The sequence below is a fragment of the Parahoeflea alexandrii genome (genome assembly GCF_027214025.1).
GTDB classification, from domain to species: Bacteria; Pseudomonadota; Alphaproteobacteria; order Rhizobiales; family Rhizobiaceae; genus Hoeflea; species Hoeflea alexandrii_A.
The window spans coordinates 302,381-316,033 of the sequence record NZ_JAPWHB010000002.1 but is presented as its reverse complement, the minus strand read 5'-3'; the positions used below and the strand labels follow the sequence as shown (position 1 = coordinate 316,033).

Below are 13,653 nucleotides of genomic sequence, written 5' to 3'. Positions count from 1 at the left end.
TCCGAAAGGTTCGAGGCGGCGAGGGGGCTACTGCAGCCATTTGAGTGCCTTCAGCTTCCAGCCGGAGAATGGCGGATAGCGCAACGGCACGTCGAGATGCTCGCTCTTGGTCAGCACGGCTCTGGCATGGCTGAACGTGTCGAAGGAGGCACGGCCGTGATAGGCGCCCATGCCGCTCGGGCCTACGCCACCGAAAGGCAGTTCCGGGACCGCAAGGTGCATCACCACGTCATTGATGCAGGCGCCGCCTGAACTGGTGCGCCCGATCACTTGCTGTTGGATTTCGGCCGACTTGGTAAACAGATAGAGTGCGAGCGGCTTGGGGCGGGAGGTGACGAACCGGATCGCGTCGTCGATCGTGCGGTAGCTAATGACCGGCAGAACCGGGCCGAAGATTTCCTCGCGCATCACTGCTGCCTCCGGGTCGACTTCCGTAAGCACGGTGGGTGCAATGTATTTCTCCGTCCGGTCGCTCTCGCCGCCGATGGCGATCTTGCCGCCCTCGATCAGCCCGGCGACACGGTCGAAATGGCGCTCGCTGATGATCCGCGGATAATCCGGGCTGCCTTTCGCGTCCTTGCCGAAGAATTTCCGGATCGAGGTTCCGAGCTTCTCGATGAAAGCGTCGGCCACGCTCTCGTGCACCAGCACGTAATCGGGCGCGATGCAGGTCTGGCCGGCATTGAGAAACTTGCCCCAGGCCACCCGCCGGGCGGCGGTCGCGAGATCACAGTCCCCGTGGACGATGCAGGGGCTCTTGCCGCCGAGTTCCAGCGTCACCGGGGTCAGGTGCTTGGCGGCTGCGGTCATGACGATCCTGCCGATCTGCTCGCTGCCGGTGAAGAAGATGTGGTCGAAGCGTTCCTCGAGCAAAGCGGTCGACACGTCCGCGCCACCTTCGAACACCTTGAACGCGTCCGGATCGAGATAGGCCGGGATCAGCCGTGCCAGCAGCGCCGAGGTGTGAGGGGAGACTTCCGACGGCTTGATCGCCGCGCAATTGCCCGCCGCGATGGCCCCGATCAATGGCGTGAGCACCAGGTTGACCGGGTAGTTCCACGGCGCCATGATCAGCACCACGCCGAGCGGCTCATAGACGATCCGGCTGTGGCCCGGCTGGTTCGACAGCGGTGTCGAGACCTTCTTCGGCTGCATCCAGGCCTTCAGGTGTGACTTCGTATGGCCAATCTCCGCAAGCACGGTGCCGGTCTCGGTCATGCGGGCCTCGAAGCGGGACTTGCCGAGATCGGCATGCAGCGCCTCGGCGATGGCGTCCTCGTTCTCCTCGGCCAATGCCTTGAGGCGTTCGAGTTGGGCGCGCCGCCATTCCTCCGGCCGGGTCTTGCCGCTGTCGAAGCTCGTGCGAAGGCTGGCGATGCTGTCTGTTGGCTCGGTCATGATATGGTCCGGTCTGATCGGTTCGAAGTCCCTTGTACTGGTTGAACATGTAGGAAGCCGCAAGCACGATGTCCAAGATTGAACGATTGCCCGAGGTGATGCAGAAAGGTCCGGATCGCGGCGGCAACGCGTTCGCCGATGCGCTCTCGGCCCACGATCCGGGCTCGCTTGTCGGCTATTTCGGCTACGGATCGCTGGTCAACCGCGCGACCCTGCTGTCGCAAGCCGTGGCGGTGTTTCCCGCACGTCTCAAGGGCTGGGGCCGCACCTGGCGGCCGCGCCCGGACATGGGGCCAACGCCGGGCGTGATGCTGCCCGAAGGGCTGACGCCGTCCTTGCTCACCGCGCACCGTTCAGAAGGGGCCTCGATCGACGGCGTGCTGGTGATCGATCTCGCCGAGAACCTGCCGGGCGTCGACGCGCGCGAATTCCGCTACCACCGGCGTGACATCGCGCTCGAGGACCTGATCTTCGGCGAGAACCCCGCCGCAGCACCCGGGCTTGATCCGGCCATCAGGCTCCACGTCTACGAGGCGCGCACCGAGCATCCGGAGACCCTCGGCCCGTCGCCGATCCTCAGATCCTATCTCGATGCGGTCATGCAGGGCTTTTACCGCGAGTTCGGAGAGGATGGCCTGCACCGTTTCGTGGCCGAGACCGGCGCCTTTCACATGCCGATCCACGAGGACCGCGACCGCCCGCTCTATCCGCGCGCGGTACCGCTCTCACCGGGCGAAGCCGAGCTGTTCGATCTGGCCCTTGGCCGGCGGACGCCGCCTGTCGGCAACTGATTCGAAATGCCGGGTTTGCAGCCGGTTAATTGATCGCTATAAGCCCGGTGAAATCGGTCTTTCGGCGGGCATGAGCCCGCAAAGCATCCGGGCACGAGCCCGGCCAACCCGCGGGCATGAGCCCGCAAAGCACCCGGGCACGAGCCCGGCCAACACGGTGAACGGACATGGCACAGAACTGGACCCCAACAAGCTGGCGCAACAAACCGATCCAGCAGGTCCCGGATTATCCGGATGCAGAGGCACTGAAGGTGACCGAGGCCCGGCTGGCCAAGTTTCCGCCACTTGTTTTTGCGGGGGAGGCCCGCCGGTTGACGTCGGCCCTTGCCGAGGTCGCCGAAGGCAGGGGCTTTCTGCTTCAGGGTGGTGATTGCGCCGAGAGCTTCGCCGAGCACGAGGCCGACAATATCCGCGACTTCTTTCGCGTGTTCCTGCAGATGGCCGTGGTTCTGACCTTCGGCGCGCAGCAGCCTGTGGTCAAGATCGGGCGCATTGCCGGCCAGTTCGCCAAGCCGCGCTCGTCAAATTTCGAGACCAAGGACGGCATCGAGCTGCCGAGCTACCGCGGCGACATCATCAACGGCATCGAGTTCAACGAGAAGTCGCGCATTCCCGATCCGGAGCGCCAGATCATGGCCTACCGGCAGTCGGCGGCGACGCTCAACCTGCTGCGCGCTTTTGCCCAGGGCGGCTACGCCAATCTCGACAACGTGCACCAGTGGATGCTCGGCTTCGTCAAGGACAGCCCCCAAGCCGAGCGCTACCGCAAGCTCGCCGACCGGATCTCCGAGACGATGGATTTCATGAAGGCGATCGGCATTACCGCCGAGAACCACGCCAATCTGCGCGAGACCGATTTCTTCACCAGCCACGAAGCGCTGCTGCTTGGCTATGAAGAAGCCATGACCCGCAACGATTCCACCTCGGGCGATTTCTACGCCACGTCGGGCCACATGATCTGGATCGGCGACCGCACCCGTCAGACTGACCATGCCCATATCGAATATGCCCGCGGCATCAAGAACCCGATCGGTCTCAAGTGCGGCCCGTCGCTCGATCCCGACGAGCTGTTGACGCTGATCGACATTCTCAACCCGGCCAACCAGGCCGGCCGGCTCACCCTGATCGCCCGCTTCGGTCATGACAAGGTGGCCGATCATCTCCCGAAGCTCATCCGCGCCGTCGAGCGCGAGGGCCGCAAGGTGGTGTGGTCGTGCGACCCGATGCACGGCAACACGATCACGCTCAACAACTACAAGACCCGTCCGTTCGAGCGGATCCTGTCGGAGGTGGATTCGTTCTTCCAGATCCACCGCGCCGAGGGCACGCATCCCGGCGGCATCCACATCGAGATGACCGGCAAGAACGTCACCGAATGCACCGGCGGGGCGCGGGCGCTGTCGGGCGAGGACCTGCAGGACCGCTACCACACCCACTGCGACCCGCGTCTGAACGCCGACCAGGCGCTCGAACTCGCCTTCCTCGTCGCCGAACGCATGAAGGGTGGCCGCGACGAGCAGAAGCAGGTTGTCAACGGGTAAGGTTTCCGGGCCAGACACAAAGGTTCACGACTTCAGACGCCGGGGCTTGCTCCGGCGTCTTGCGTTTGTGGTTGTGCCGCGTGCTTGATACCAGAATCGGTTTGAACATCACCAGCTTGGACGGTAAAACAGCTTTTCGCTTGTTGTCTTGTTCATTGTTTCGAGGTGTGTGTTGTCTGGAAAAATTGCCGGCAGACTTGGTCTTGCATTCGTTCTCTCCCTTGTTGCTCATCAATTGACTGGAACATCCTTCGCCCAGGATGCATCCGCTGGAACCAGGACCATCATCGTCATGGACGGATCCGGGTCGATGTGGGGCCAGATCGATGGTGTTCCGAAGCTCGAGATCGCCCGTGAAACGGTGGCGGAAGTCCTGAAGGGCCTTCCGCAGGAGCGGGAAATCGGGCTGATTGCCTATGGGCACAGGACGCGCGGCGACTGCAGCGACATCGAGATCATGGTTCCGCCGGCCGCGGGAACGGCCGCCGCGATCTCTGAGGCCGTCAACACCATGCGGTTCCAGGGGCGGACGCCGCTGTCCGACGCCGTGCGCCTGGCCGCGGAGGAACTTCGCTACACCGAAAATCCGGCTACCGTGGTCCTAGTGACCGACGGCATCGAGACATGCAATGCCGATCCCTGTGCACTTGGAAAGGAACTCGAGCAGTCCGGGGTCGAGTTCACCGCCCATGTCGTCGGTTTCGGCCTGACCCGTCAGGAAGGATCGGAGCTGTCGTGCCTGGCGCGCAACACCGGCGGCTCCTATTTCGACGCCTCCGATCGAGAAGGTCTCGGCAAGGCGCTGGACCAGGCGATCAAGACCGCCGCTCCGGCGGAAACGCCAACTGCGCCCGCGCCCGCGCCGGTTCAGCCGCAAGCCACGCTCGATGCCGCCGACAGCGCGACCATCACCTCGGCGCTGGAGGTGACCTGGACCGCCACGCGTAGTGAACGCGACTACATCGACGTCGCACCCGTTGATGCGCCCACCTTCGAGTGGTCCGCCTGGGTCGAGCTTGGCGACAGCGACAAGGTCATGCTGCGGATGCCCCCCGAACCCGGCGACTATGTGATCCGCTACATCGCCCCCGATGCCCCCGAGCCAGTGGTGGCAAGCCGTCCGATCAAGGTGCTCGAAGGCGATTTCGTTCTCGACGGGCCGCTGACCGTCCAGGTGGGCGAGAGCTTCCGCGTCAACTGGCGCGGGCCGGAGGGCGAGGAAAACTATATCGACATCATGGAAAAGGGCTCCTCCGCCACCGAGAATGAACCCTCCTATGCCTGGACCCGCGACGGTAATCCGGCAACGCTGATGGCGCCGGTGACAGCCGGCGAGTACCAGCTGCGCTACGTGGTGCAGGGCGAGAACGCGCGCGCCGTCGGACTTTCGGTGCCGCTCAACGTGATCGAGGGCAGGGCGGAGATCGAGGCCGCTGCCGAGGTGGCGCCCGGGACAGAGTTCCCGGTCCGCGCCCGCGGCCCGCAGAATTCGCGCCACTGGGTCGACATCGTAACGCCCGGGTTCTCCGAATTCAGCGGCGAGATCGGCTATTTCTACCTCGGTGAACCGGGCACGCCGTTCATGGAGGGCAGCCTCACCGCCCCGGCCGAACCGGGCAGCTACGACCTGCGCTACGTCATCGAGGGCATGAAAGGCGACCGCCGCGTCATCGCGCGCCGCACCATCACTGTCACCCCGGGTGCCCCTGCCGACGTGTCGCTGGCGCCTGCGGAGTAGGCCGCCGCCTTACAGGCTGTTCCCGGCCGCTTCGATCGGCGGCCGGGCCCGATGTCCGCAGGTGGGCTTCCCGGTTTGGAGCTTTTGGCTTCAAACCGCGGCGGCAAATGCCGCAAATGTCAGTAGAATGGCAGGGCAGCTCCGTGCTTTCATCGCCTCCGACGTGAATCACGGACTCTGGAGGGGCCATGTCAGACACCCAAATCCGCACCGGACGGTGCAATTGCGGCGCGGTCCGGTTTCGCACGCGGGGGGCCTTGCGCGAGGTTGTGGCCTGCCATTGCTCGCAGTGCCGGCGCCAGACCGGGCTTTATTACGCCGCCACCAACGTGGCCGACGATCATATCGAGATCGAGGGCGGCGACGCGATCACGTGGTACCACGCCTCCGAGGTCGCCAGGCGCGGCTTTTGCGCCATCTGCGGCTCGGCGCTGTTCTGGAAGCACCGGGATGATGCCCACATCTCGGTGCTGGCCGGCAGCTTCGATGCGCCGACGGGGCTGAAAATGACCAAGCACATCTTCTGCGCCGACAAGGGCGATTTCTACGAGATCACCGACGGCCTGCCGCAATATGAAAAGGGCTCTGCGGGGATCTTGGTGGCTGATTAAAGCGGTTTTCAATCATCATCGATTTGCCCGCCAAACCGCTGTGGGCGCCATCGACTGGCCTTCGAGGGGGCAACGGCGCATCGGGCCGCAGCCGTCCGTCAGATCATTCGGTCATCGCTTGCTGCGAGCCCGGTTTGCGTATTCTTCGGGCATTAATTTTAGCAGCAACTTATTAACCAATAACCGAGTATTGATTTGGTGACCGGTAAACTAATGTGCGTGGGCATTTTCGCTGATGTCGCCACTTAAATTTACGCCCTGACTTAACACTGCTTAAAGCGCGCAGACGAGGGAGTACTTGCAGCCATGACAGTATCTTTATTGAGGCGTTTTGACAACATTCAATTCAAAGTTGTCGGAATAGCGGGCCTTAGCATTATTGGAGTGGTTGCCGCGCTTGCGGGTACTGCAATCTATTTCTCCAAGAGCTCCAACGAATTCGCCGCGGCGAAAATGGATGAAATCGCGCGTCAGCAGACAACCGAAATTCTGATCAATCGTGCCGGATCGGAGGCCGGCGCAATCAAGTCCGAACTGCGTGTGGCCATTGACGCTGCTCGCGAAATGGCAACGTCCTTCTCGGTGCTGGCTGGCAACAAGGCAGGTGCCACGCCTGCGGCGGAGCGGCGCGAGCAGATGAACGCTATCATGCAGCGTGTTCTCGAGCGCAATCCCACCATCAATGGCGCCTATTCTGCCTGGGAGCCGAATGCGCTCGATGGCAACGACGAGGCGTTCAGGAACAGCAGTGACACCGGCGCGGACGCAACCGGCCGCTATCTGCCTTACTGGACGCGAGCAGGCGAGGGCAAGTTCAAGGTTGAGCCACTCTCGGGCCATGAAGACGCCTCGATGGGTTCGAACAGGCTGGCAACGGGCGTCTGGTATCTCGATCCGCGGGCGACCGGAAAGGAGCGCATCGTCGGTCCTTTGACCTATCCGGCCGAAGGCAAGATCGAATCTCTCGCAACCTTCGCCATTCCCGTGATGATCGATGGAAAATTCCGCGGCATAACCGGGGCGAATTTCAATCTTGGTTTCATCCAGGAGCTGGCGACACAGGTCAATTCGTCACTCTTCGAGGGTAAAGGCTCTGTCGTTATCATCAGCGATAACGGTTTGATCATCGCCGACAGCGCCGATGCCAGCCTTATCGGGCAAGACGTGGCAAAAGCCGGTCCTGAATGGAGCAAGAGCATGGAGGCCGTGGAAGCGGCCAAGCCTCTCGCGGTTGACGATCCTGCTCAAGCCAACATCAATGTGTACTCGCCGATCAAACTCAGTGCCGATGGCGCGCCCTGGTCGTTTGCGATTTCCATTCCGCGTGATGTCGCTTTGGCCCAGGTGACGGCCCTGAATACCACCCTGTCGAAGCAGGCCTCGTTTGCGACACTGGTTCAGGCCGGCATCGGGATCGCCATTGCGATTGTCGCTTGCCTTATCATGGCCTGGGCGGCGCGCAACATCGCCAAGCCGATCGAGAAGATCACCGCTGCCATGAAGGACCTGGTCAATGGCGACACACGCTCTCCCATTCCTTTCCAGGAACGCGGCGACGAAGTCGGGCAGATTGCAAATGCGGTTTCGGTTTTCCGCGACAATGCCATCGAGCGTATTCGCCTCGAACAGGAAGCCGAAGCCAATCGCAGCATGAGCGAAAAAGAGCGTCTGGAGCGCGAAGCGCAAAAGGCCAAGGAAGCCGCCGACGTGCAGTTTGCCGTGGACAACCTTGCCGCAGGTCTCACCAAGCTTTCAGATGGCGATGTGTCCTACCGCATTGAAAAGCCTTTCGTGGAAAGCCTGGACTCCGTTCGTCAGGACTTCAATCAGTCGGCTGAAAAGCTCCAGAGCGCGCTGCAAGCCGTGGCCAGGAATGCAGACGGCATCAACTCCGGCGCCAGAGAGATCAAGTCGTCGACCGACGATCTGTCCAGACGGACCGAACAGCAGGCCGCTGCACTGGAAGAAACCGCTGCAGCCCTGGAAGAGATTACCACGACGGTCAAGAACTCCACTTCCCGCGCCCAGGAGGCGGGACGCCTTGTCGAACGCACAAAGACCGGCGCCGAGGAGTCAAGCCAGGTGGTCGGCCGCGCGGTGGAAGCCATGGAGCGTATCGAAAAATCCTCCAGCGAAATCGCCAATATCATCTCGGTTATTGACGAAATCGCCTTCCAGACCAACCTTCTGGCGTTGAATGCGGGCGTGGAAGCCGCGCGCGCCGGCGAGGCAGGCAAGGGCTTCGCGGTCGTCGCACAGGAAGTTCGCGAACTGGCACAGCGTTCCGCCAAGGCCGCCAAGGAGATCAATACCCTGATCACCAATTCCAACGACCGGGTGCGTGAAGGCGTCGAGCTTGTCGGCAATACGGGGTCCGCTTTGGAGAAGATTGCCAGCGAAGTGCAGGAGATAAACCAGCATGTGAAGGCAATCGTTGAATCCGCTGCAGAACAATCCTCGGGCATTCAGCAAATCAACTCTGCCATCAGCCAGATGGACAGCGACACCCAGAAGAATGCCGCGATGGTTGAGGAAACCACGGCAGCAAGTCACGGTCTTGCCAGTGAGGCAGCGTCGCTGAATGATCTTCTGAGACAGTTCAAGCTGGGAACGGATCTGGAGGCTTCGCGCGCTCCTGCTGCAACCCGGAAAGCTGCCCAATCCCCGATCAAAGCCATGGGCAGGAAGATTGCTGCGGCATTCTCGGGCAACGCTGCCGTCCAGACCAAAAACGACAGCTGGGAAGAATTCTAGGAGCCTTCCCCGGTCGGGATCGTTGACGTCAATCAGCTCCCGATCAAGTCTTAGCTTGATGAAGACGCCCACCGTCAGCACCAATGTGCGGCGGTGGGTTTTTCTTTGCCCACGGGTGGCGTCGATGTCCGGCGTTCATGCAATCGGTCTGGCTCTTAGCCGTTTTCCCAACTGCCCGAAGGTTGGCGACAGATTGATGGCGGTTTCTCAGACCTGCTTTGCCCGCATCCAACATGCCTCCAGAAAAAAATCGCCATTTCATCCCCACTTTCTGAGCCCGTGCCATACTCCTCCTGCTCCCGCCGCCGGGTGGTTCGCGAACGTTTTCGACCAGGCGGGAGGAAGGCCTTTCGGAGTTTGCCGTAACGTGCGGCGAAGCGAGAAAGGAGGCGAAGGCCATCGTGGCTCCGCTGGCGGGCGGCTCTCTCTCGGGAGACCGTGCAAAGCTAGCCACCGGGCCGGAAACCCGCTCGATGTCTGCCGCAAGGCGGGCAGGGCGGGATAGCGGAACGGGCCTGTGGCGGACATGAAGCGCAGTATGCTGCGCGTCAGGGTCCGTGCCGGACCACGAAAAGCATGTCCCGCGGTCTGTCCGGATCGCGGCCGGAGCAATCCGGGCGGGGCTGAAATCCCGGGGATGCGAGGCGCCGCCTGTCGGATGCGGACACCATCCGGCGATTTTCGGGCCGCGCGCGGTTGCGCCACCCCGTGCATGTTCCTCACATGCACACCAAACCCATCTTCCGAACGGCACAGCCAACGCGCGGCCCTCCGGACTTTCATCTCATCCTCCCGGTGGCGATGCCATGCGGGCGTTTCGGCGCGTCCGGACGCCGGGCTGACGCAGTTGTCTTCAAATGCCGAACGCTGAGTGGTCAAAACGATATCTTTTATGAACAGTTGGGGAGGCCTATCTTGCTGGCAAGGAGAAAGATCATGACAACATTTCCCGCCCTTTTCGTTTCGCACGGCTCGCCGGACACGGTGATCGCCGACACTGATGCCGCGGCCTGGCTCAGGCGGATGGCGGCCGATCTGCCGCGGCCGCGCGCCATCGTCGTCGCCAGCGCCCATTTCGAAGTCTCGGGCGGCGTTGCCGTTTCGGCCGACCCGGAGCCCGAGACCATCCATGATTTCGGCGGCTTCGCGCCGGAACTTTATGCCATGCAATATCCCGCGCCCGGCGAGCCGGAACTGGCGCGGCGGATCGCCGGTGACCTGCAGGCGGCGGGCTTTCCGGCGCGCGCGGTGGACCGGCGCGGTTTCGACCATGGTGTCTGGGTGCCGCTGAAGCTCGCCTATCCCGACGCCGACATTCCGGTCGTCTCGGTTTCGGTCGATCCGCGGCAGGGCCCCGAGCATCATTTCCGGCTCGGCCAGGCGCTGGCTGGCCTCGGCAGCGAGGGCGTGCTGGTGATCGGTTCGGGCTCGTTCACCCACAATCTCGGCGAGGCCTTCAAGGCGCTCAGGACCGGCAGGCGCTCGATCGACGTGCCGGGATGGGTGCAGGATTTCACCGGCTGGATGAACGACCGGCTGGCCGCCAACGATCTCGACGCATTGCTCGACTATCGTCGGCGAGCGCCCTTTGCAGTGGAAAACCATCCGACCGACGAGCATCTGTTGCCGCTCTTTGTCGCCATGGGCGCCGCCGGCGAGTCCGGCAAGGCCCGGCTGGTGCATGACAGCGCCGAGTTCGGCGTGCTGGCGATGACCATGTGGCGGTTCGACCCGGCCGGGGATGCAGCGGCAGCCTGAGCCGGGCGTCCTGTGCCCGAAGACGTGATTGCCGCGCAGCCAGCGTGACCGCTGAGGGCGGGACGACGGCGGGGATGAAAATCGCCGCCGTTGCCCCGGCAATCGGAATTCGATGATTTTCAAGCGGTGCGAGTTGGGGTAACACCAAACCCATGACCCAGACCCAAGCATCATCCTCGACCGACACAATCCGCATCGCCATCGCGCAGCTCAACCCGACGGTGGGCGATGTTGCCGGCAACCTTGCCCGGGCGCGCGAGGCGCGCGCTGACGCCGCACGGCATGGCGCGGATCTGGTGCTGTTTACCGAACTGTTCATCGCCGGCTATCCGCCCGAGGACCTTGTGCTGAAGCCGGCTTTCCTGAAAGCCTGCCTGAAGGCCGTGGAAGCTCTGGCCGCTGATACCGCCGACGGCGGCCCGGCGGTGATCATCGGCTATCCGCGCAGCGAGGGCGGCAAGCGCTTCAACTCGGCGGCCGTGCTCGATGGCGGCAGGCTGGTAACCAGCCGCGACAAGGTCGACCTGCCCAATTACGGCGAATTCGACGAAAAACGCGTGTTCCATGTCGGCGAGATGCCCGGACCGGTGGCGATCCGCGGCGTGCGCTTCGGCATCCCGGTGTGCGAGGATATCTGGGGCGATCTCGGCGTCTGTGAGACATTGAGCGAGAGCGGCGCGGAAATCCTGCTGGTGCCGAACGGCTCGCCCTACTACCGCGGCAAGGTCGACATCCGCCACCAGGTGGTGCTCAGGCAGGTGATCGAGAGTGGGCTGCCGCTGGTCTATGCCAACCAGGTCGGTGGCCAGGACGAGCTGGTGTTCGACGGTGCCAGCTTCGCCATGAACGCCGACAAGAGCCTCGCCTTCCAGATGAGCCAGTTCGAGGAAACCGTCTCGGTCGTCACCTTCAAGCGCCAGCCGGACGGCCAGTGGGCCTCGAGGAACGGACCGGTGTCGGTGATCCCCGAGCGCGAGGAGGCCGATTATCGGGCCTGCATGCTGGGGCTGCGCGACTACGTCAACAAGAACGGTTTCCGCAACGTGGTGCTGGGGCTTTCGGGCGGCATCGATTCGGCGATCTGCGCCGCACTTGCCGTCGATGCGCTGGGCGAAGAGCGGGTGCGCACGGTCATGCTGCCCTACCGCTACACCTCGCAAAGCTCGTTCACCGACGCGGAAGCCTGTGCAAGGGCGCTCGGCTGCCGCTACGACACGGTGGCGATCGAGGAGCCGGTGCAGGGCTTCATGAGCGCGCTCGGCGACATGTTCGAGGGCACAGAAGAGGGCATCACCGAGGAGAACCTGCAGAGCCGGGCGCGTGGCGTCATCCTGATGGCGATCTCCAACAAATTCGGCTCGATGGTGGTGACCACCGGCAACAAGAGCGAGATGAGCGTCGGCTACGCCACGCTCTACGGCGACATGAACGGCGGCTTCAACCCGATCAAGGACCTCTACAAGATGCAGGTCTATGCGCTGTCGCGCTGGCGCAACACCCAGGTGCCGCCGGGCGCGCTTGGGCCGTCGGGCGAGGTGATCCCGGTCAACATCATCGACAAGGCGCCGTCCGCCGAACTCAGGCCCGACCAGACCGACCAGGATTCGCTGCCGCCGTATCCGGTGCTCGACGATATTCTCGAATGCCTGGTCGAACACGAGATGGGGGTCGAGGAAATCGTCGCGCGCGGCCACGATGTCGCCACCGTGCACCGGATCGAGCACCTGCTCTACATCGCCGAATACAAGCGCCGCCAGTCGGCGCCCGGCGTCAAGATCACCCGCAAGAACTTCGGCCGCGACCGCCGCTACCCGATCACCAACCGGTTCAGGGACCGCGGATGATCCTCCATTTCCTGCGCGAGAATGCCCGCTGGGTTGCCGGCGGGTTTTTGCTGACCTTGTTTTCCTCGTTCGGGCAGACCTATTTCATCTCGCTGTCGGCGGGAGACATCCGCGCGGAATACGGGCTCAGCCATGGCGGCTTCGGCACGATCTACATGATCGCGACGCTCGCAAGTGCGGCGACGCTGCCGCAGCTGGGCAAGATCGTCGACCGGATCAGCGTCGCCTCGACGGTGGCGCTCGCCGCTCCGGTGCTGGCGCTCGCCTGCGTGCTGATGGCCTGGTCACGGTCGCTCGTGCTGCTGGTGCTGTCGATCTACCTGCTCAGGCTGTTCGGGCAGGGGATGTTCACCCACATTTCCATGACCGCGATGGGGCGCTGGTTCGCGGCCCAGCGCGGCCGGGCGATCTCGCTCGCCTCGATCGGCGTCAATTTCGGCGAGGCGCTGTTCCCGATCAGCTTTGTCGGCGTGGCGGCGCTCATCGGCTGGCGCGGTTCCTGGCTGGTGGCAGCCACCGTGATGATGCTGGTGGCGCTGCCGCTGATCTACAGCCTGCTCAAGGTCGAGCGGACGCCGCAATCGGTGGTGCAGGATCCGGGCCGTCCGGTGGCGCGCGAATGGACGCGGGGCGAAGTGGTGCGCGATCCGCTGTTCTGGGCGTCGCTGTCGGGCGTGCTCGCGCCGCCCTTCATCGGCACCACCATCTTCTTCCACCAGGTCTACCTGTCGGAACTGCGCGGCTGGGGCCCAAGCGTGTTCGCGGCCTCGTTTGCGATCATGTCGTCGATGACCATCCTGTTCGCGCTGATCGCCGGCCAGCTGGTCGACCGGTTTTCCGCCATCCGGCTGCTGCCGTCCTTCCTGGTGCCGCTGTCGCTCAGCTGCTTCGTTCTGGCGTCCACCGACGCGCCGTGGGGGGCTTACGCGTTCATGGCGCTGATGGGGATATCCTACGGCTTCTCGTCGACCCTGTTCGGGGCGCTCTGGCCGGAACTCTACGGCTCGAAGCACCTTGGCGGCATCCGCTCGCTTATCGTCGCCTTCATGGTCTTCGCCACGGCGATGGGGCCGGGCCTGACCGGGGCGCTGATCGATGCGGGGATATCCTATCCGGGACAGATCGCAGCGATGGGCGTCTACAGCGTCGCCGTGATCGTGATCATGACGCTGGTCAGCCGCAGGGCGCTGGCGCGCCAGCAGCCCGGCCGGGCATGAT

9 protein-coding genes are annotated in these 13,653 nt (G+C 63.4%); 8 read left to right on the top strand and 1 reads right to left on the bottom strand.

Annotated elements, in window-relative coordinates; all coding sequences use genetic code 11:
- Positions 1 to 27 precede the first annotated feature (27 nt).
- Positions 28 to 1,398 carry an aldehyde dehydrogenase gene (locus tag O4H62_RS07670; RefSeq protein ID WP_269386764.1) on the bottom strand — a complete coding sequence of 457 codons (1,371 nt, stop codon included), beginning with the start codon at positions 1,396 to 1,398 and terminating at the stop codon, positions 28 to 30.
- Between the two features lie 68 nt (positions 1,399 to 1,466).
- Here O4H62_RS07670 and O4H62_RS07665 point away from each other — a divergent pair, with 68 nt between their 5' ends.
- The 8 genes from O4H62_RS07665 to O4H62_RS07630 all read left to right on the top strand — a co-directional run bounded on the left by O4H62_RS07665 (position 1,467) and on the right by O4H62_RS07630 (position 13,652).
- Positions 1,467 to 2,189: a gamma-glutamylcyclotransferase family protein gene (locus O4H62_RS07665; protein WP_269386763.1), complete on the top strand. Its 723-nt coding sequence runs from the start codon at positions 1,467 to 1,469 to the stop codon at positions 2,187 to 2,189.
- Positions 2,190 to 2,356: 167 nt separating this feature from the next.
- Complete coding sequence (locus tag O4H62_RS07660; protein WP_269386761.1) at positions 2,357 to 3,730, top strand: class II 3-deoxy-7-phosphoheptulonate synthase; 1,374 nt, start codon at positions 2,357 to 2,359, stop codon at positions 3,728 to 3,730.
- A gap of 292 nt (positions 3,731 to 4,022) precedes the next feature.
- Positions 4,023 to 5,468, top strand: coding sequence for a VWA domain-containing protein (locus O4H62_RS07655; RefSeq protein WP_269386759.1), 1,446 nt, complete (start codon positions 4,023 to 4,025; stop codon positions 5,466 to 5,468).
- A gap of 188 nt (positions 5,469 to 5,656) precedes the next feature.
- The gene (locus O4H62_RS07650; RefSeq protein WP_269386757.1) at positions 5,657 to 6,079 is read left to right on the top strand and encodes a GFA family protein; all 423 of its coding nucleotides are present in this window, start codon (positions 5,657 to 5,659) and stop codon (positions 6,077 to 6,079) included.
- Between the two features lie 384 nt (positions 6,080 to 6,463).
- Positions 6,464 to 8,833: a methyl-accepting chemotaxis protein gene (locus O4H62_RS07645; protein ID WP_269386755.1), complete on the top strand. Its 2,370-nt coding sequence runs from the start codon at positions 6,464 to 6,466 to the stop codon at positions 8,831 to 8,833.
- A gap of 936 nt (positions 8,834 to 9,769) precedes the next feature.
- The gene (locus tag O4H62_RS07640) at positions 9,770 to 10,591 is read left to right on the top strand and encodes a DODA-type extradiol aromatic ring-opening family dioxygenase (protein WP_269386753.1); all 822 of its coding nucleotides are present in this window, start codon (positions 9,770 to 9,772) and stop codon (positions 10,589 to 10,591) included.
- Between the two features lie 152 nt (positions 10,592 to 10,743).
- A complete protein-coding gene (locus tag O4H62_RS07635) occupies positions 10,744 to 12,435 on the top strand; it encodes an NAD+ synthase (RefSeq protein WP_269386751.1) in 1,692 nt (563 codons plus the stop codon).
- Positions 12,432 to 13,652 (top strand): MFS transporter, encoded by a 1,221-nt coding sequence (locus tag O4H62_RS07630; protein WP_269386749.1) that lies wholly within the window; start codon positions 12,432 to 12,434, stop codon positions 13,650 to 13,652. The genes O4H62_RS07635 and O4H62_RS07630 overlap by 4 nt, the downstream gene beginning before the upstream one ends.
- Position 13,653: the final 1 nt, after the last annotated feature.

Bases quoted from the DNA above. Each gene is read 5' to 3' on its own strand.
- O4H62_RS07670 (WP_269386764.1), bottom strand. From the start codon at position 1,398: ATGACCGAGCCAACAGACAGCATCGCCAGCCTTCGCACGAGCTTCGAC.
- O4H62_RS07665 (WP_269386763.1), top strand. From the start codon at position 1,467: ATGTCCAAGATTGAACGATTGCCCGAGGTGATGCAGAAAGGTCCGGAT.
- O4H62_RS07660 (WP_269386761.1), top strand. From the start codon at position 2,357: ATGGCACAGAACTGGACCCCAACAAGCTGGCGCAACAAACCGATCCAG.
- O4H62_RS07655 (WP_269386759.1), top strand. From the start codon at position 4,023: ATGGACGGATCCGGGTCGATGTGGGGCCAGATCGATGGTGTTCCGAAG.
- O4H62_RS07650 (WP_269386757.1), top strand. From the start codon at position 5,657: ATGTCAGACACCCAAATCCGCACCGGACGGTGCAATTGCGGCGCGGTC.
- O4H62_RS07640 (WP_269386753.1), top strand. From the start codon at position 9,770: ATGACAACATTTCCCGCCCTTTTCGTTTCGCACGGCTCGCCGGACACG.
- O4H62_RS07635 (WP_269386751.1), top strand. From the start codon at position 10,744: ATGACCCAGACCCAAGCATCATCCTCGACCGACACAATCCGCATCGCC.
- O4H62_RS07630 (WP_269386749.1), top strand. From the start codon at position 12,432: ATGATCCTCCATTTCCTGCGCGAGAATGCCCGCTGGGTTGCCGGCGGG.